We start from the raw sequence: 17,365 nt of genomic DNA, 5'->3' as shown, positions 1-17,365 counted from the left end.
TGGACACTGACGTAAGCTATGATTTGCTGTCTGCTGATCTCCGACGAAGAGGAGATCAGAGATGTCGAAACGGAAGAACCACAGCGCTGAGTTCAAGGCGAAAGTTGCGCTTGAAGCTTTGAAGGGGGAACGCACTGTTGCTGAGCTGTCGAGCCAGTTTGGCGTCCATCCCACGATGATCCACAGTTGGAAGCGGGCGCTGTTGGAAGGCGCGTCAGGCGTGTTTGAGCGGGGTGGAAAGAAAGCCCCAGAGATCGACGAAGAACAGGTCAAAGAGCTGCACGCAAAGATTGGGGAGCGGGCGGTGGCCAACGATTTTTTGTCACGAAAGCTCAAGCCCTGGGGCCTGAAGTGAGGCGCGGCATGGTCGAGAAGGACAATCCCAATTTGTCGATTGGCAAGCAGTGCAATCTGCTGTCGATCTCGCGGTCGTCGTTTTACTACCAGCCCAAAGGCGAGACGGCGATGAACCTGATGTTGATGCGCCAGATCGACGAGCAGTTCCTGGAAACGCCGTTCTTTGGTGTTCGCCAAATGACCTGGCATCGCTGATCCCATGCTTGCGGCACAATTCCTTTGCGCCAAGCCCGGCTTGATGTTCCTTCAAGATACCAATGATCTGTTCTTCGCTGAAACGGCTTCTCTTCATCGTCTGTCTCCTCAGGTGGAGAACAGGCTAACCTCAAACCGAGGACATTTCAGGGGAGCAGGTCAATCATGACCGCGGAGTTTGCCTTCGTCGAAGTGACGCGCGAAAAGGCGGTGGAGATATCTAGAGCCATCGCCGCGGCAGGGCGGGCTTGGCATATCCATGCGCTCCATCCCGGCTGCCGGTTCAATCCGCGTCCCGAGGGCCACTGCTTCGTCGTCGAGGATACAGATGCGGCGGAAACCTATTGCGCCTTTTCCGATCAGCCCTTCACCAAGGAGTGTCACGAACTGGTGCAACTGCTGCATGGCAACTCTATCCTCAATTCAGATTGCAGCACCGGAGATGCCAAAGATCAACCGATCGTCAAGTCCGCCGCCGAAGCGTTTGCGAAGGGAGAGAAATGGCATCACCACATGATGAAACCCGGCTGCGTGCTCAGTCCGTTACCGTCCCACTACGTCATCACGCTGGAGCGCGAAGGCAGCGACGAAGTGGAAACGCGGACGAGTGACCTGCCATTGGACGATACCCTACGAGAGATCGAATTGCTGTATTTTAAACAGTACGACTGATCGGTCATTTTGAGGCTGGCGGGTTGAAGAAACAGGATCAGGAGCAATCCGTTGTTCTTTCCGACCGATCGACAAACCCTCAAAAATAGCAATGGAAATGAAGTAGAAGTCTGGATGTCGACGTTTGTTTGGATTTTGATGCTACAAACATAATTGAATTATCAGATTCGCGAAAGTCCGCCTGTAATTTCCGACAGACACAGCTGCCCCTCGAGAGAGAGACCGATCAAGCTTTGTTCTGCACTCTGATCGTGACCTATTCATTTCTTGGACTATTCCCAATAGTTTGCCTCATTGCCCTCCAATGTCAGGAGTGCAGTATGTCAGATCAGTTTTGGCTCAGTGAAGATCAGTTGACGCGGATTTCCGGGTTCTTTGCGTTGCCGCACGGGGTGCCCCGGGGTGATGACCATAAGGTGATCAGCGGCATCATCCATGTCATCCGCAACGGGTTGCGCTGGCGGGATACGCCTTCCGTCTATGGGCCGCATAAAACCTTGTATAACAGGTTCACGCTGGTCACGGATGGGTGTGTTCGACCGGATATTCACGGCACTGACGGCCGAAGGTGGACCACCTGACCGGCTGATGATTGATGCCACCCAGCTCAAGGCACACCGCACGGCATCCAGCCTGCTCAAAGGGGGGATGTTCCCCGGGCTATCGGGCGTACAAAAGGCGGTTTGAACTCGAAATTGCATGCGGTTTGCGATGGTTCGGGTCGTCCGGTGCGCCTGCTTTTGACGGAAGGACAACAGAGCGATCACAAAGGCGCTGCGACCCTGCTGCCTGATCTGCCAACCGCATCCGAGCTGATCGGCGACAAAGGCTATGACAGTGACGCCTATCGCAGCGCCCTGATACTGTCGATCAATCAACGTCGATGCCACGTTCTGCGAGCAGATCAACCACATCCTGATATGACAGAGGATACCGCAAAACCAACGAACGGCGCAAAGAATGATGTCCCGCGGGAAACGATGATGTTTAAACGGAGATTTGCGCGGCATAACCAACATTATTGAATCGCTTGTTCGCGGCCTCTCCCTTCGGTCGAACGCGAAAGGCGATGATCATGTCTCAATGAAAACTCGAAAGACTTTAAATGCCAAAACATGACCAAAAGAGCCGTTTAATGCAACAGTCCCAATCGAAACGCATCAGGCGTTTTGCAGCAAACTCAACGCGACCGCCGCCGGGGAGCTTACACCGCCCAGGCTGGCGATCTGCGCCCGGCTGGTAAAGGCCTGGATCAACGCCTCCACCTCGAACCGGTCGTTGAACCGCGACAGGTCTGAACTGCCCAGAACCGCCTCGGACCGGTCCTTGAAATTGGTCAATTGCTGGTCAAGATCAAGCGTCCCAATCCCCGAGGGCAGGCCCAGTGCGGTTTCAAACACCCGGCGCAGGGGCGGATTGCCCAGAACCGTAAACCAGGCCGCGTCATTTGATATGTTGCGGGCTGCAAGTTCGGGCAATTCCCGCTCTGCGCTCAGGGCCAGGCGCATATCCTCATTCTCGACACCGATGGCCAGTTCAAATTCCTGCCGTTCAAACCCGGCGAGGATTTTATTGGCAAATCCCGGGAACCCGGTTTTCGCGGGCAGGGATGTGCCAAAACCAAACGCCTCGGAAAACGCATGATAACGCTTGTCGGTCAGACGGTTGGCCAAAGCATCATCGGCCAGAACGCCATCATCCAGAACCTTCCTGATGAAGGCTTTGTTGGGCACATCATCCTGCAGGCCGAACGCCCCCAGTGCCACGCGCAACAACCGATAATCTTTTACAAGATCTTCGCTGTTTGTCACCGCCCCGATATTCTCGCGGAAATATTGCATATCGCGATCAAGCGCAGGCGATCTGGAAAATGCCGCCGATTGCTCGGCCATCGTGCGGGTCAGGAAGGTCCAGCCGGAATATCCGCTGGAGGGAACAAAAGGTTGAAAATTCATGTCCGGGCCGTCGCCAGATACCGGTCTTCGCGCGGCAGCAGGCTGCGCAGGGATTTCAGCGCCTGATAGGTCTGGCCATTGACCAGATGATCGGTGGCTGTGGCCAGTTGCGCCCGGCTGTCAGTGTCTGTAAAAACCCGGCTCAACTGCTCCATCCCGCGCAGAATCTGCGGTTTGGCGTCTTCGAATTCCGCATCCCCCGACAGGACAAGCTGCGCAATATAGCAGACCCGGCGCACGGGTGTGGTAACCTCATCCGGGTGAAGCGCATCGCGCAGCCGCAGGATATGCGCATTGGGGGTGATGATCGACAGGCGCGACCGGCGATCCCCATTCTCGATCACGGCCCCGTTGATCAGCACCCGTTCTTTCGGGCTGAGTTTCAGAACCAGACCGCTCATGCTGCCTGCGCCTCACCGCGCAAGCCGCGCATCACGGCAGTGTTGATGTCGATCAGAGGCGCTGGCGAGGCACCGGCATTCAGAACCTTGCGGCTATGAAGGCCGGTAAATTCACAGAGATACAGAATCTGCGCCCGCAACGCCTGTGGCAATGCATTGTCAGTACCTGCCACATCCGAGGCCAGTATCGTCCAGAGCTGGCGGTTTTCATGGATCGCGGCGGCCATTTGCCCGATGGCGGCACCGGGTTTGGCCGCCTGGGTCAGGCGGGCGGTGATCTGCTCGAAAATGGCGTATTCGGTGCTGCGATCTGTGCGCACGGGCGTGCCGGTCTGGCCATAGGCAGAGCGCGCCATGTTGGTGCTGTTCACGAAAATGTCTCCTTCCCGGGGGCGGGATTATCTTGAAACAGGGGAAGTCACCGGGGCCGGTCCGGGCCCCGGTGATGCCTAGGTTTACCGGAACAGCGACAGAATACTCTGCGGCGCCTGATTGGCGATGGAAAGCGACTGGGTGGCCAGCTGCTGCTGCACCTGCAATGCCTGCAACCGGGCCGAAGCCTCCTCCATATCCGCATCGACCAATGTTCCGATCCCGGATTTCATCGAATCGATCAGAGAGCCGACAAAATCAGACTGGTTTTCAACCCGGCTTTGGGCCGAGCCGAACGCAGCCGCCGAGTCGATCGAGGACTGGATCATCGTCTCGATATTCGCCAGTGCCGAACTGGCCCCGCCATTTGTGGTCACATCGATCGCGTCCAGACCGAAGAGACCACCCGACGCGGTGCCCCCATCCATGGCCGCCGTTGCAAGCGCCTGGTCCGAACCGCTATTGTCGATTTTCAGACTGGCCTGACCGGTGGAGGCATTGATCGACACCTGGGTGGAAATCCCCTCGATCCCGGCACTGTCGACGGCGGTTTTCAGGCCACGGGCCACATCTTCGAAGGTTTCATTTTTACCGGCTGTGTAAAAATATGCCTTCCCGCCGATCGAGGCCTGATAGCTGTTGCCCTCTGCCACGCCAGCCCCGGTGGTGAAGAAAACCTCTTCCGCCCGCTGGTCAATCGCCCCGCTTTCGGTGGTGGTGTTCCCCGTCGCGGCGCCATTGATGGTGTGGATATAGGTATTGCCATCCCCGCCTGAAACAGAATCGGTGATTGCAACATCCAGCGCCTCAAACGCCCGGGTTGAGGTGACGACAATCTGGTTGGTGCTGTTTGACGCGAATGTCACATTCTCCAGATCCAGGGCCTGAAGACTTGTCAACAAGGCATCCCGGGCATTGGTTTCGGTCTGGTCCGCCGCAGCGGAGGTATAGCTGACACTCTGCCCGCCGATACTGATTGTCGTCGAATCGCCCGCATCCCAACCATCGCTCTGGGCAAACTCGATCACTGCGGTATTGCCGGTGGCCGACAGGGTGCCGCCCGAATAGGCCGAGCCCGCCGCCGCATCCAGAATTTGGCCGGACAGATCGGTGCCGCCGCTGCCGACGCCATTGGTTCCGGCGCTGGTGCCCAGATCCTGTCGGCTGACCGTGATGCTGGACGCGGTCACCGTGCCCGAACCGGAGCGGTCAAGCGAGGAAAGGATATTCACGTCATCGGTGCCCTGCACCAGATTGAGGCCGTTGAACTGCGCGGCCCCCACAATCGAGCCGATCTGCCCCCTGAGGGCCTTGATATCAGTCTGGATCTTTTCACGATCCACATTCTCTTCCTGAGATGCGACGATCTTGCCTTTGATATCGGTCAGCAGGTCGGTGACTTTTTCCGAAGCGTTCCGCGCCACGGCAACGGTGGATTCCCCCAGGCTGAGGCTGTCGGAGATTGCCTTGAACCCCATCACATCGGATTCCATGACTTTCGAAATGGCCCAGACCGCGGAATTATCCTTGGCAGAACCGACGGATTTACCGGTAGAGATTTCGCCCTGCACATTCTGCAGGTTCGAATTGACCTGTTTCAGGGTCTGCAATGCCACCATTGCGCTGTTATTCGTCAGAATACTGGACATGTATTGCCCTTCCTTTTTGCATTCATGGCGCAGGTTCTGCGCCGGGATCAGTCACCGCCCCCACGGGCAATGCGGAACGTCTTTCTGACGCTTGCAACCCGGGCCATACCCGGATCACGCCACCATCTGGTGCGTGCCCGACACTCGTCGCAAAGCTCTAATAAGCTCCTAAGCTTTCAGGCTCTTTGCGAAGGATTTTAGGGCTTTTCGATTTGCATTTGAGTCATCGTCGCACGATCTCATCCGCGCGTGACGGGAAGCGGCTGTGGAATTAGAGCAGAAATCGTTTAATCCGAATCAAAATTCTCTGCCTCCGGGTCAGCAAACTGCTGATCTCGAACGCGAATTTCGATGAGTGATGGTGCAGATTAAAACGATTTCGCTCTAGCTGCGCTGTTCAACACATGGGCGCGCGGTGCCGATTTCAGAGGATCGGCCAAGCGCGTCATAGCCTGTAAAACTGCGGGCAGATGCCGGGGCCAGCAAGGCATTTGCCGATTTGAACCCGTCCAGCGTCGCCGCAATCAACGCGCCATTATGTCGGGCAGCATCGCGCAAAGCGATCAGGTCAGTCTCATCCTCCCCGCGCGCGGGCCGGCCATGCAGAAGGGTTTGGAACGCATGTTCAAGCACAGGCCCGAGTTTGGCCACCGCCGACAGATCCCCCTGTCGCAATGCCTGCCCCTGACGCTCCAACAGCAGGGTCATATTGCGCATACGGGGGGCTGCGGTGCTCATACGCCTGCCCCGGTCCGGTCACGCGCGACAAGCGACCGGAACAGGTTTTCGGCCAGCCCGATCCCCCGGCGGCGGCCATCTGCCGGGCATGTTCCAGCCTCAGGAACGAGGCGAATTGTTCTTCGCCCGCACCACCGCCAAACGCCCCCCGTGCTTCGCCGAATCGCGCCTGTTTCAGCATTTCGGCAAGGAATGTCGCCTCAAGCTCCTGCGCGGCCTGTCGCAAACGGGCTTCATCCTCCGCAGATACCGGCGCGGGTGCCGCATTTGGGCGGGCGGCGGGAAGGGCGGCAGGGATCGCATCAGAGCTCATGGCCAATACACTCAATTCGAAACATTTCGACCGCATCATGACCGGTTGAGGTAAAGAATTGGTAAGGCCCGGAGGCGATGCTTGGTGCAGGTGATCACTTCAATGGGCCGCATAGAACATGCAACCAGCACAGATATTTGCCGCAATGCAGACCGTTTCCCCCCACGGGGAGGGAGAGGTGATTGCAGACGCAGACAACACCGGGACAAGGTTTGAAACCCTGTTTCAGAACCGCAAGACGGGAGCAGCGGCACAGGCCGGCACCAGCGGTCTATGGCCCATCCCCCTGTCGCAGATCGCCATGGCACCGCAGGTCGCGGGGCCTGCATCCATCGCGCCCCTGTCCTTACCGCAGCAGACCGGGGCAGAGGGTGAAACGCCCCCGGGTCAATCCGATGACAAAGCAGCAGAGCCTGAAATCGCCCTGGATCTGCCGGTCACGGCCCTGCCCCTTTCATCCGAAGACGCCATGCGCGCAGATATGCCGGGCGATGAAACAGCGCTGACTGTCCCGATCACGGAATGGACCGGTGAGACCGGCACAGAGATTGCAAACCCGATATCGGCAGAAGGCGGGCAGGCGGCACTGGCACCCCAAATCACGGGTGCCCCTTCTGCGCCCGTGACGCAGATATCCGTTGCGCCTTCGGCATCAGACCCGGCAGTGGATACCCCTTTGGGGCAGACGGATGCATCGCGCGCGCCCACGACGCGTGACGCACAACCGATCCCTGCACATGCAGGCTCTGCAAGCCGAACGTTTGCCCCTTCATCACCTCAGGAATCGCAAGGCCCCCTCCCTGCAAGGGCCGAAACATCAGGGCCTGCATCCCCCCCGGACATCACCGCGAACCCGCCTGCCCCCATGCCGCACGAGAACCGGCCTGACAGTGGCGCGGCATGGAACAGAGGGGAAGTCGCCCGGCAACACCACGCATCCCTCCCAGTATCTGAGGCGATGGCGCAGGGGGACACCGGGGCGCGGAAAGCGACAGCCGAGGCCAAACCGGAAACCCCTGTGCCACAGCAGACAGAGCTGAGGCCTGCATCACCCGCCCCTGCTTTCCAGATACAGAGGCACAGGATGATGTCTGCGCAACAGGGCATATCGGTCCCGCCGGACGGCACGGGCGCACCCGACATGAACAGCGACGCGCCAGTTATATCGCCCAGACCAACCGCCAGTTCCGGAAACATATCTGCACCGCCACCGCCGGCAGGGCCGGGCGACGCGTTGGCTCAAACGCCGGCACCGGTCCGTCTCTCCTCTGGCCTGCAGGAAGAGGCCCCCCAATCCAGTTCATCCGGGATGCAAACCAAACCTGGCGGGTCAGACATATCCCCACCCATCCCGCAGCAATCCCCAAAGGTCGCCCCTGAGGGTCTGGCCGCACGCCCCTCGCAGGCATCGGTCAGCCCCGTGCAGACCATCGCACTCGACACCATGCATGCGCCCCGTGGGACGATTGCCACAGTGCAGACACCGCCATCCCTGCCCCCCCGCGCGCCTGCATCGCCCAATCCACTTGGTCCATCCATGGAACCGCTTGCCCGGCATCTTGCAGCGGGCAGTGACCTGCCGCTGACAGAGCTTCTTGCCGATCCTTCGATCCTCTCTCATACGCCCGGGTCATCCGCGCCGCTCAGCACGATCCCCGGCCCGCAAACCACCATTGCCCAAAGTGCCGCGACGCAGATGGCGGCGGCCCTGCACCCCCAGGCAGGCCGTCCGGTCCTGGATCACCCCACAGAGATCGCACTGGACCCGCCGGAACTGGGACGCGTGCGCATGGTCTTCAACCAGATTGATGGCGTGATGGCCCTGTCAATCACCGCTGACCGGCCCGAAACGCTTGACCTGATGCGCCGCCATGCAGACCTGTTGGCGCAGGAATTCTTCCGCGCCGGGCTTGGCGATACCGCATTCAGCTTCCAACAGCGCGAGGACAATCCCGCCTCGGGTTCCCCGACCACCGGGGAGCAGGGTACAAAAACCCCTGCCCCGGAGGACCCCGCGCCCGTAACCGGCCCCGGGCACAGCACCCATGACGGCGCGCTGGACCTGCGCCTTTAAAGCAAACCACCCCGGAAAGGAGACCGTATTATGGACGCCGTTCAAACCGCGCAATCAAACAGCACCGGGCCCCAGCCCACCCCGGATCCCGCATCAGATGACCGTCTGCTTACGTCGGATTTTCAGACCTTCCTGACCATGCTCACCACCCAGATGCAAAACCAGGATCCGCTCAATCCGATCGAATCGACCGATTTCGCCACCCAGCTCGCCACATTCTCGGGCGTTGAACAGCAGATCCGCACCAATGATCTGCTGACCAGTCTACAAAGCAGCCAGGACCTGATGAACATGGGCCAGCTTAGCGGATGGGTGGGGATGGAGGCCCGCGCCGAAATGCCCGCCACCTTCACCGGCACCCCGATCAATCTGGTGATCACACCCGATGACCGGGCCGACCGGATGGCGCTGGTGGTACGGGATGCAAACGGTGCCGAGATACAGCGCCTTACCTTTGCGCCCGGCGATGATACAATCACCTGGGCCGGGGTCGACGCCGATGGAAACCCGATGCCCCAGGGCATCTACAGCTTTACGGCAGAGGCTTATGCCGATGACATATTGATCGAGGAACAGCCGGTGCAGGTCTATGCAGATGTGGAAGAGGCGCTGATCCGCGATGGCGAAACCTGGCTGATCATGGCCGGGGGCGTCAATATCCGCGCCGATCAGGTGCAGGGCATCCGCAACCCCTGATCCGATGCGGCCGTCACATCAAAACCACCCGATAAGCAGCATCAGCAAGGCACCTGCCGCAACACCGACCAGGGCAAACAGGGCCCGGTCCGGCCAGCGCGAGGACGCGGGTTCCGGTCGCGGCTGATTTTGCGCCAGAAGCGCGGCCTCGGCCAGTTGCGGCAGGCGCGGGCCAAAGCGCGACAGAACCCGCGCGGTTCTGATCAGGTCCGAGATCAATGCCCTGGGCCCGATGCTGCGGGTGATGTAATCCTCGACCACGGGGCGGGCCACATCCCAGATGTTGATATTCGGGTCCAGCGAGCGCGAGACCCCCTCGACCACCACCATGGTGCGTTGCAGCAAGATCAGTTCGGTCCGCGTCTCCATCCCGAACTGCTCGGTCACGTCGAACAGATAGGCCAGCAGACGCGCCATGGAAATGCGGCTTGCATCCATGCCGAAAATCGGTTCCCCGACAGAGCGGAGCGCCTGCGCAAACTCGTCGATATCGCGGTCCGCCGGCACATAACCCGCTTCAAAATGCACTTCGGCGACACGCCGGTAATCCCTGCGGATAAAGCCCATCAGAATCTCGGCATAGACCCGGCGCGTATATTCATCCAACCGCCCCATGATCCCGAAATCAAGCGCGATAAGGTCACCGTTCGGCCCGATCTTCAGATTGCCCTGATGCATATCCGCATGGAAAAACCCGTCCCGAAGCGCATGGGTCAGAAACATCTGCAGGGTGCGCGCCGCCAGCAGCTTGCGGTCATGGCCCGCGGCCCCAATCGCCTCGGCCTCGCCATAGGGGATGCCCCTGGCCCAGCCCAGGGTCATCACCTGACGGGAACACAGGAACCATTCCACCGGCGGCACCTGAAACCCCTCATCCCCGATGGTGTTGGCGGCATATTCCCCGGCTGCCGCCGCTTCGATCCGCAGGTCCAGTTCCCGCAGCACGACCCCCTCGAAATGCATCACCACATCTTTGGGCCGCAACCGGCGCGATGCCGATGACAGGGTCTCCACCAGCCATGCGATCAGATAGAATGCGTCAATATCCTTGCGAAAGGCCCGCTCAATCCCGGGGCGCAGCACTTTCACCGCCACGTCCTGCCCGGTCTCGGCCAGGGTCGCGCGGTGGACCTGCGCGATAGAGGCCGCGGCAACCGCATCGGAAAATTCGGAAAACAGCGCCTCCAGCGGGTGTTCCAGCTCATGGGCGACAATGGTTTTGGCCTGATCGGTGGGAAATGGCGGCAGTTTGTCCTGCAAAACCCGCAACTGGGTGGCCAGATCGGGGCCCACCACATCGGGCCGGGTCGAGAGGATCTGCCCGAATTTGATATAGGCAGGCCCCAGGGCGGTCAGCGCGCGGGTGATCGGCGGCAGGTTGATATCGCCCTTCAGGCCCAGCCATTTGAACGGCCAGCCCAGAACCCGCGCCGCGATACGCAAGATCGGGGGGCATCAACCGCCTCCAGCGCCACACGCATCGCACCCGTCCGTTCAAAGGTCGCACCGGTGCGGATCACCCGCCAGATATTATGGGGACCACGCATGGGTTAAAGCTTCCACCCCGAATGCAGCGCGGCGATGCCCATACTGAGATTGCGATATTTCACCTGCCCGAACCCGGCATCGCGGATCAGATCCGCGAACCTGTCCTGATCGGGGAAATTGCGGATCGATTCGACCAGATACTGATAGCTGTCACGATCATTGGCGATCACCTGCCCCATGCGCGGGATCACGTTGAAGGAATACAGATCGTAAAGCTTTTGCAGCCCCTGATTGGGCAATTGGCTGAATTCCAGCACCATCAACCGCCCGCCGGGGCACAGCACGCGAAACGCCTCGGCCAGCGCATCGGGAATGCGGGTGACGTTCCGGATGCCGAAACTGATCGTGTAGGTATCGAAGCTGTTGGCCTCGAACGGCAGCGCCATCGCATCGCCCGCAACCCAGTCCAGCCTGTCATCGAGGCGCGCGGCCTCGGCCCGTTTCTGCCCTTCGGTCAGCATTGATTCGGTCATATCCAGCACGGTCGCCACGGCCCCGGGCGCGCGTTTGAGAAACCGAAACGCGATATCGCCGGTGCCGCCCGCCACATCCAGAAGCTTCTGCCCGTCGCGGGGGGCCAGCCAATCCATCATCGCGTCTTTCCAGACCCGGTGAATGCCGACCGACATCACATCATTCATCACATCATACCGCGAGGCGACATTGGTGAAAACGCCATGCACCATGCCCGCTTTCTTCTCCTCATCCACGGTCTGGAAACCGAAATGGGTGGTGCGGGTGTCATTCTCGCTCATGGGCCCTTGCCCTCCTGATCCTTGTGCCCTTGTAATGCAGAGCCCATGCAGCGGATACACCGCGCAGCCATAACAAGGAAAGCCTGCTTTGCCCGAACTTCCAGAGGTCGAGACAGTGCGTCGCGGGTTGGCCCCGGTGATGGAGGGGATGCAGATCGCATCGGCCGAGGCACGTCGCCCCGATCTGCGCTGGCCCCTGCCCGCCCATATGGGCGCGCGTCTCACCGGTGCCGTGGTCACCGCGCTGCGGCGCCGGTCGAAATATATTCTGGCCGATCTGGACACAGGCGAAACGCTGATCATCCATCTGGGCATGTCCGGGCGCATGCTGATCTCGGGTGTGGCGGGCCGGGACATGCAGGGGCAATTTCACCATACCCATCCGGCGCCCGAAAAACACGATCATGTGGTGATCGACATGGCGAACGGCGCGCGAATCACATTCAACGATGCAAGGCGTTTCGGCGCGATGGACCTGACACCGACCGCAGCGGTTGAAGATCACTGGCTGCTTGCCAATCTTGGCCCTGAACCGTTGAGCAACACTTTCAACGAAACCTATCTTTCCCAGCGTCTTGCAGGGCGCAGGACACCGATCAAAACCGCCCTGCTGGATCAACGCATCATCGCAGGCCTTGGCAATATATATGTCTGCGAAGCCCTGCACCGCGCCCGTATGTCCCCCAAACGTCTGGCGGGCAATATCTCTGCCCCGCGCATCGCAACATTGGTTCCGGTGATCCGCGAGGTGATCACGGAGGCGATTGAGGCGGGGGGCTCTTCGCTCAGGGATCACCGCCAGACCAATGGTGAATTGGGGTATTTTCAACATAATTTCCGGGTCTATGACCGCGCGGGCCAGACCTGCCCAACCCCCGGATGTGGTGGGGAAATCCGCCGGATTGTGCAATCGGGCCGATCCTCCTTTTACTGCGCGTCATGCCAAAGATAGCTTGAACCCGCCTATCAGACTGCTAACCCTAGCGGCTTGAGACCACAATCAAAGGCACCCGACCGCATGGCCTATGAGACCCTGATCGTCGAGATCGAAGACCATATTGCGCTGATCAGGCTGAACCGGCCCGATGCGATGAATGCGCTGAACAGCCAGTTGCTGGCAGAATTGTCGAAAGCTCTGAAATCGGCCGAACAGAATGACAAGGTCCGGGTTGTCGTGCTGACCGGATCGGACAAGGCCTTTGCCGCCGGGGCCGATATCACCGAGATGGCCGGGAAGACCTTTGTCGAGGCGTTCACCAGCGACCTGTTCGGGGAGGATGTGGATCAGCTTCTGAAATGCCGCAAACCGATCATCGCCGCCGTGGCGGGTTATGCGCTTGGCGGCGGCTGTGAACTGGCGATGATGTGCGATTTCATCATCGCCGCCGACACCGCCAAATTCGGCCAGCCCGAGATTAACCTGGGCACTGTGGCGGGTATCGGCGGCACCCAGCGGCTGACCCGCTTTGTCGGCAAATCGAAATCCATGGACATGCATCTGACCGGCCGGTTCATGACCGCACAGGAAGCTGAACAATCCGGTCTCGTCAGCCGCGTGGTGCCCGCCAAGAAGCTGATGGAGGAAACCATGGGCGCGGCCACCAAAGTGGCCGAGAAATCCGCCCTGACCGCGATGGCGGTGAAAGAGGCGGTGAACCGCAGCTATGAGACAACCCTGCGCGAAGGCATGTTGTTTGAACGGCGCCTGTTCCACGCGTTGTTTGCCACCGAGGACCAGAAAGAGGGCATGGCGGCGTTTCTGGAAAAACGCGAGGCGCAGTTCCGCGACAAGTGACCCGAAAGGGCGCCGGAAAACTGCAGTTTTCCACCTGGATTACGCGCGTAATCCGGCCCGTCCCGGGGCCAGGTGCCCAAAACGCGCAAAATCCCTTCCCTTCCGGGCACGAATCCCGTATGCGGCGCCGATACATGCGTGTGAGGCCCGCCCTGGCCAGAGTGGTCCGGTTTATCAAACCCGGTGGCAGGTCTTATGACGCGTTCGATATTCATCTGACCCGAAGGGGACCTGACACATGGCCAACTCGCCACAATCCAAGAAACGCGCCCGCCAGAACGAGCGCCGCTTTGCCATCAACAAAGCCCGCCGTTCGCGCATCCGCACCTCTCTGCGCAAAGTCGAAGAAGCAATCGCGTCCGGCGATCAGGCTGCGGCGCAGGCTGCCCTGCGCGAAGCACAGCCTGAACTGATGCGCGGCGTGACCAAGGGGGTGTTGCACAAGAACACCGTCGCCCGAAAAATGTCGCGGCTTTCCTCCCGTGTGAAGGCTCTTGGCGCCTGATTACGGGTCTTGATCCGTCCTTGTTTTATAGGTGTTCCGGCCGAGGCATTTTTTTTCGATTCAAAATATGATGTGGGATCAAGGCGCTAAATTCCTCATCGAGATTCGATTGCCTTAATTGGCCGGAGTCAAGAACGAAGAAACGTTGCCTGACCTCCCGGACTCCCGCTAGCTTAGCCTTGTGATTCAGATTGTCTGGGGGGACAGAACGGATAGGCGCGAACCGGGGTCGTGCATCGCCTGGCAGTGGCTTGACGATGCAGGAATGTGCTTTTCGGCTTGCGATTATCAACATCAAGGACAGCACCCGAACGGGCACGTTCGGTCTGTTTCAGATGTTGCCCTACGCCCGGGATGCGCCTGTCGCAAACCCGGGGCCTGGGGCCAGAAATGTCTCGATACCTGAACTGTGTTGAAACGCTGTTGGCATGTGTCCCGGTCCTTTTGACCTGGGGGTGCATGCCAGAGCAGGGTTTCTTGCATCGGTATTGCTGTGGCATTTGCCATGGCTGGCAGTGATCCGGCGAGGGGGCAATGATATGCAGTGCATATGTAGCCGCCGGGCTGTGGTGCAGACCGTCTGAAGCACAGGAGAACTTATAACAGGGCCGCCTCACAGAGGCCGCCTGCGGATTGGGTTGGCACTGGTCCGGGATAACAAAAAGACGGGTATAAGATGACAGACGAGATTTGGGGACATGTTCGTAACGAATTGATGAAGTCGATCGGGAAAAACAATTTTTCAGCCTGGATCGAACCGATCACCTTCCACAGTTTTGATGATGGCATTGTACGGTTTCTTGTGCCTGCGAAATTCATCGGCTCCTGGGTGTCTCAAAATTTCGGCGATGTGATTCTGCGCCATCTGATCTCTGCCGGGATCGGCGCGGACAGGATCGAATTCAAGGTCGACCCGAGCGCAATGGCCTCTGCCGGAAACGCCAATAACGCCCCGGCATCCGATATGCAGAGCCCGGCCGAAACCGCCAATCTGGGCAGCGGCGGGCGTTCAGGCGGCAATGGAAAGGGCAGCACTCTGCCCGCCGCCACATTGAACCCGAATTTCACATTTGATGCGTTTGTCGTGGGCAAACCGAATGAACTGGCCCATGCCGCCGCACGCCGCGTGGCCGAAGGCGGCCCGGTCTCGTTCAACCCGCTGTTTCTTTACGGCGGCGTCGGCCTTGGCAAAACCCATCTGATGCACGCCATCGCCTGGGAGCTTCAGACCCGCCAGCCACAATTGCGCATCCTTTATGTCTCGGCGGAACAGTTCATGTATCGTTTCGTCCGCGCGTTGCGCGAGAAGGACACAATCGGGTTTAAAGAGATGTTCCGCTCTGTCGATGTTCTGATGGTTGATGATGTTCAGTTCATCGCGGGCAAGAACTCCACGCAAGAGGAATTCTTTCACACATTCAACGCCTTGATCGAGATGGGCAAGCAGATCATCATCTCTGGTGATCGCGCCCCGGTGGATATGGAAGACCTCGACAACCGCATCGCCTCACGTCTGGCCTGCGGCCTGGTCGTCGATCTGCATCCCACGGATTATGAGCTGCGCCTTGGCATCCTGCAAACCAAGGCCGAAACCTATCGCGCACGCTATCCCAACCTGCATATCGCGCCCGGCGTGCTGGAATTTGTGGCCCATCGGATTTCCACCAATGTGCGCGTGCTGGAAGGCGCGCTGACCCGGCTGTTCGCCTTTGCCGATCTTATCGGGTCTGAAATCACCATGGATCTGACCCAGGAATGCCTGAGTGATATCCTGCGCGCCACCGACCGCAAGGTGACGATGGATGAGATATTCAAGAAGGTCTGCGAACATTACAATATCCGCCAGGCCGATCTGATCGGCCCCAGCCGCGCCCGCAACAATGCGCGGCCCCGGCAGATGGCCATGTATCTCTGCAAGAAACTGACCACACGTTCCCTGCCCGAGATCGGGCTGAAACTGGGCCGACGCGATCACACCACCATTCTGCATGGTGTCCGCAAGATCGAGGAACTGATGACGGTGGACAGCCAGATCGCCGAGGATGCGGAACTGCTGCGCCGGATGCTGGAGGCGTAAACGTCTAAAATCGCGGGAAATCGGGCCGAAACCGCGCTGAACCCCATTGACGCGGCGGCCCGAACCGCGACACTCCAACAAAACACTTGAGCCTGCGGGTGGAGGGGGTACTCTCACCGCCCTGTTATCTGTCGGAGCCCGGGCATGAAAATCTCGATCGAACGCGCCACATTGTTGAGCGCGGTAAGCCAAGCGCAATCCGTGGTCGAACGCCGCAACACCATCCCGATCCTGGCCAATGTGCTGATCGAGGCCGAAGGCGATGCGGTGTCCTTCCGCGCCACGGATCTGGATATCGAGGTGGTCGACAAGATCAACGCCCAGGTTGAACGGGCCGGCGCCACAACCGTCAGCGCGGTGACCTTGCATGAGATCGTGCGCAAGCTGCCTGACGGGGCGCTGGTGCAACTGAGTGATGATGGCGCTTCAGGTCGGCTGACGGTGGAGGCCGGACGCTCGAACTTCTCGCTGGCGACCCTGCCCAAGGAAGATTTCCCGGTGATGACCTCAACGGAATATTCCGCGAATTTCTCGGCCAAGGCCCCGGATCTGCGCCGCCTTTTCGACAAATCCAAATTCGCAATCTCGACGGAAGAGACGCGGTATTATCTGAACGGCGTCTATTTCCATGTGGCCGATGGTGAAACCGGCAAAGTGCTGCGCGCGGTTGCCACCGATGGGCACCGCCTTGCACGCGTCGATACGACCCTGCCAGATGGGGCCGAAGCGCTGCCCGGCGTCATTGTGCCCCGCAAAACCGTGGGCGAATTGCGCAAACTGCTGGAAGATGATGACGCTGAGATTGCGGTTTCCGTGTCCGAGACGAAGATTCGCTTTGCCACGCCCGAGATCACGCTGACCTCGAAAGTCATCGACGGTACCTTCCCCGATTATTCCCGCGTCATCCCCACCGGCAACACCCGCAGGATGGAAGTGGATGCCGGTGATTTCGCCAAAGCCGTGGACCGGGTGGCGACCGTATCTTCCGAACGGTCGCGCGCGGTGAAACTGGCACTGGATGAAGACCGCCTGATCCTGTCGGTCAACGCCCCTGACAGCGGCAATGCCGAGGAAGAACTGGCCGTGGCCTATGGCGATGAGAAACTGGAGATCGGGTTCAACGCGAAATACCTGCTGGAGATCGCCTCTCAGGTCGATCGTGAGAATGCCGTGTTCCTGTTCAATTCCGCGGGCGACCCGACCCTGATGCAGGAAGGCGGTGACAGTTCCGCCGTCTATGTCGTCATGCCGATGCGCGTGTGA

At 59.6% G+C, this 17,365-nt stretch carries 16 protein-coding genes and 4 pseudogenes; 11 read left to right on the top strand and 9 right to left on the bottom strand.

Features of this window, described 5'->3' with window-relative positions:
* Window positions 1–61 precede the first annotated feature (61 nt).
* Window positions 62–355 carry a transposase gene (locus E2K80_RS15325; RefSeq protein ID WP_135372336.1) on the top strand — a complete coding sequence of 98 codons (294 nt, stop codon included), beginning with the start codon at window positions 62–64 and terminating at the stop codon, window positions 353–355.
* 8 nt (window positions 356–363) lie between these two features.
* On the top strand, window positions 364–552 hold the full coding sequence (locus E2K80_RS19195) for a hypothetical protein (protein WP_168193046.1): 189 nt from the start codon (window positions 364–366) through the stop codon (window positions 550–552).
* On the opposite strand, the pseudogene E2K80_RS15320 reads toward E2K80_RS19195, so the two are convergent.
* Window positions 542–649, bottom strand: a pseudogene (locus E2K80_RS15320) (transposase); the annotation flags it as partial. The gene E2K80_RS19195 and the pseudogene E2K80_RS15320 overlap by 11 nt on opposite strands.
* Before the next feature lie 68 nt (window positions 650–717).
* On the opposite strand from E2K80_RS15320, the gene E2K80_RS15315 reads away from it, so the two are divergent.
* Together E2K80_RS15315 and E2K80_RS19670 are read left to right on the top strand one after the other, a co-directional pair.
* Complete coding sequence (locus E2K80_RS15315; protein WP_135375778.1) at window positions 718–1,224, top strand: hypothetical protein; 507 nt, start codon at window positions 718–720, stop codon at window positions 1,222–1,224.
* Between the two features lie 320 nt (window positions 1,225–1,544).
* Window positions 1,545–2,129 (top strand): annotated as a pseudogene (locus E2K80_RS19670) (IS5 family transposase); the annotation flags it as partial.
* Here E2K80_RS19670 and E2K80_RS20120 read toward each other — a convergent pair.
* The 6 genes and pseudogenes from E2K80_RS20120 to E2K80_RS15275 all read right to left on the bottom strand — a co-directional run.
* A pseudogene (locus E2K80_RS20120) lies at window positions 2,098–2,234 on the bottom strand (IS6 family transposase); the annotation flags it as partial. The pseudogenes E2K80_RS19670 and E2K80_RS20120 sit on opposite strands and share 32 nt — an antisense overlap.
* A gap of 150 nt (window positions 2,235–2,384) precedes the next feature.
* Complete coding sequence (locus tag E2K80_RS15295; RefSeq protein WP_135375776.1) at window positions 2,385–3,179, bottom strand: DUF1217 domain-containing protein; 795 nt, start codon at window positions 3,177–3,179, stop codon at window positions 2,385–2,387.
* Window positions 3,176–3,580, bottom strand: a complete 405-nt coding sequence (gene flbT, locus E2K80_RS15290) for a flagellar biosynthesis repressor FlbT (RefSeq protein ID WP_135375775.1) — start codon at window positions 3,578–3,580, stop codon at window positions 3,176–3,178. Before flbT ends, E2K80_RS15295 begins: the two co-directional genes overlap by 4 nt.
* Entirely contained in the window at window positions 3,577–3,951 is a 375-nt protein-coding gene (gene flaF / locus E2K80_RS15285) for a flagellar biosynthesis regulator FlaF (RefSeq protein ID WP_238475559.1), read from the bottom strand. Before flaF ends, flbT begins: the two co-directional genes overlap by 4 nt.
* An 84-nt stretch (window positions 3,952–4,035) precedes the next feature.
* On the bottom strand, window positions 4,036–5,601 hold the full coding sequence (locus E2K80_RS15280; RefSeq protein WP_135375774.1) for a flagellin N-terminal helical domain-containing protein: 1,566 nt from the start codon (window positions 5,599–5,601) through the stop codon (window positions 4,036–4,038).
* A 384-nt stretch (window positions 5,602–5,985) separates the two neighbouring features.
* Complete coding sequence (locus tag E2K80_RS15275; RefSeq protein WP_168193217.1) at window positions 5,986–6,339, bottom strand: hypothetical protein; 354 nt, start codon at window positions 6,337–6,339, stop codon at window positions 5,986–5,988.
* 1,622 nt (window positions 6,340–7,961) lie between these two features.
* Here E2K80_RS15275 and fliK point away from each other — a divergent pair.
* Both fliK and E2K80_RS15260 read left to right on the top strand, forming a co-directional pair.
* On the top strand, window positions 7,962–8,726 hold the full coding sequence (gene fliK, locus E2K80_RS19185) for a flagellar hook-length control protein FliK (RefSeq protein WP_168193216.1): 765 nt from the start codon (window positions 7,962–7,964) through the stop codon (window positions 8,724–8,726).
* 30 nt (window positions 8,727–8,756) lie between these two features.
* Window positions 8,757–9,422, top strand: coding sequence for a flagellar hook capping FlgD N-terminal domain-containing protein (locus E2K80_RS15260; protein ID WP_135375771.1), 666 nt, complete (start codon window positions 8,757–8,759; stop codon window positions 9,420–9,422).
* A gap of 18 nt (window positions 9,423–9,440) precedes the next feature.
* Here E2K80_RS15260 and ubiB read toward each other — a convergent pair.
* Both ubiB and ubiE read right to left on the bottom strand, forming a co-directional pair.
* Window positions 9,441–10,969, bottom strand: a pseudogene (gene ubiB / locus E2K80_RS15255) (2-polyprenylphenol 6-hydroxylase).
* 3 nt (window positions 10,970–10,972) lie between these two features.
* A complete protein-coding gene (gene ubiE, locus E2K80_RS15250) occupies window positions 10,973–11,725 on the bottom strand; it encodes a bifunctional demethylmenaquinone methyltransferase/2-methoxy-6-polyprenyl-1,4-benzoquinol methylase UbiE (protein WP_135375770.1) in 753 nt (250 codons plus the stop codon).
* 88 nt (window positions 11,726–11,813) lie between these two features.
* Here ubiE and mutM point away from each other — a divergent pair, with 88 nt between their 5' ends.
* The 5 genes from mutM to dnaN all read left to right on the top strand — a co-directional run bounded on the left by mutM (window position 11,814) and on the right by dnaN (window position 17,365).
* A complete protein-coding gene (gene mutM / locus E2K80_RS15245; protein WP_135375769.1) occupies window positions 11,814–12,677 on the top strand; it encodes a bifunctional DNA-formamidopyrimidine glycosylase/DNA-(apurinic or apyrimidinic site) lyase in 864 nt (287 codons plus the stop codon).
* A 66-nt stretch (window positions 12,678–12,743) separates the two neighbouring features.
* Entirely contained in the window at window positions 12,744–13,520 is a 777-nt protein-coding gene (locus E2K80_RS15240; RefSeq protein WP_135375768.1) for an enoyl-CoA hydratase, read from the top strand.
* A gap of 238 nt (window positions 13,521–13,758) precedes the next feature.
* A complete protein-coding gene (gene rpsT / locus E2K80_RS15235; protein ID WP_135375767.1) occupies window positions 13,759–14,025 on the top strand; it encodes a 30S ribosomal protein S20 in 267 nt (88 codons plus the stop codon).
* A 676-nt stretch (window positions 14,026–14,701) separates the two neighbouring features.
* On the top strand, window positions 14,702–16,102 hold the full coding sequence (gene dnaA, locus E2K80_RS15230; RefSeq protein WP_135375766.1) for a chromosomal replication initiator protein DnaA: 1,401 nt from the start codon (window positions 14,702–14,704) through the stop codon (window positions 16,100–16,102).
* A gap of 144 nt (window positions 16,103–16,246) precedes the next feature.
* A complete protein-coding gene (gene dnaN, locus E2K80_RS15225; RefSeq protein WP_135375765.1) occupies window positions 16,247–17,365 on the top strand; it encodes a DNA polymerase III subunit beta in 1,119 nt (372 codons plus the stop codon).

The organism is Rhodophyticola sp. CCM32 (genome assembly GCF_004751985.1).
Lineage (GTDB): Bacteria > Pseudomonadota > Alphaproteobacteria > Rhodobacterales > Rhodobacteraceae > Rhodophyticola.
Note: the sequence above shows the minus strand (reverse complement) of the source record. Positions and strands in the feature narration are given on the sequence as shown.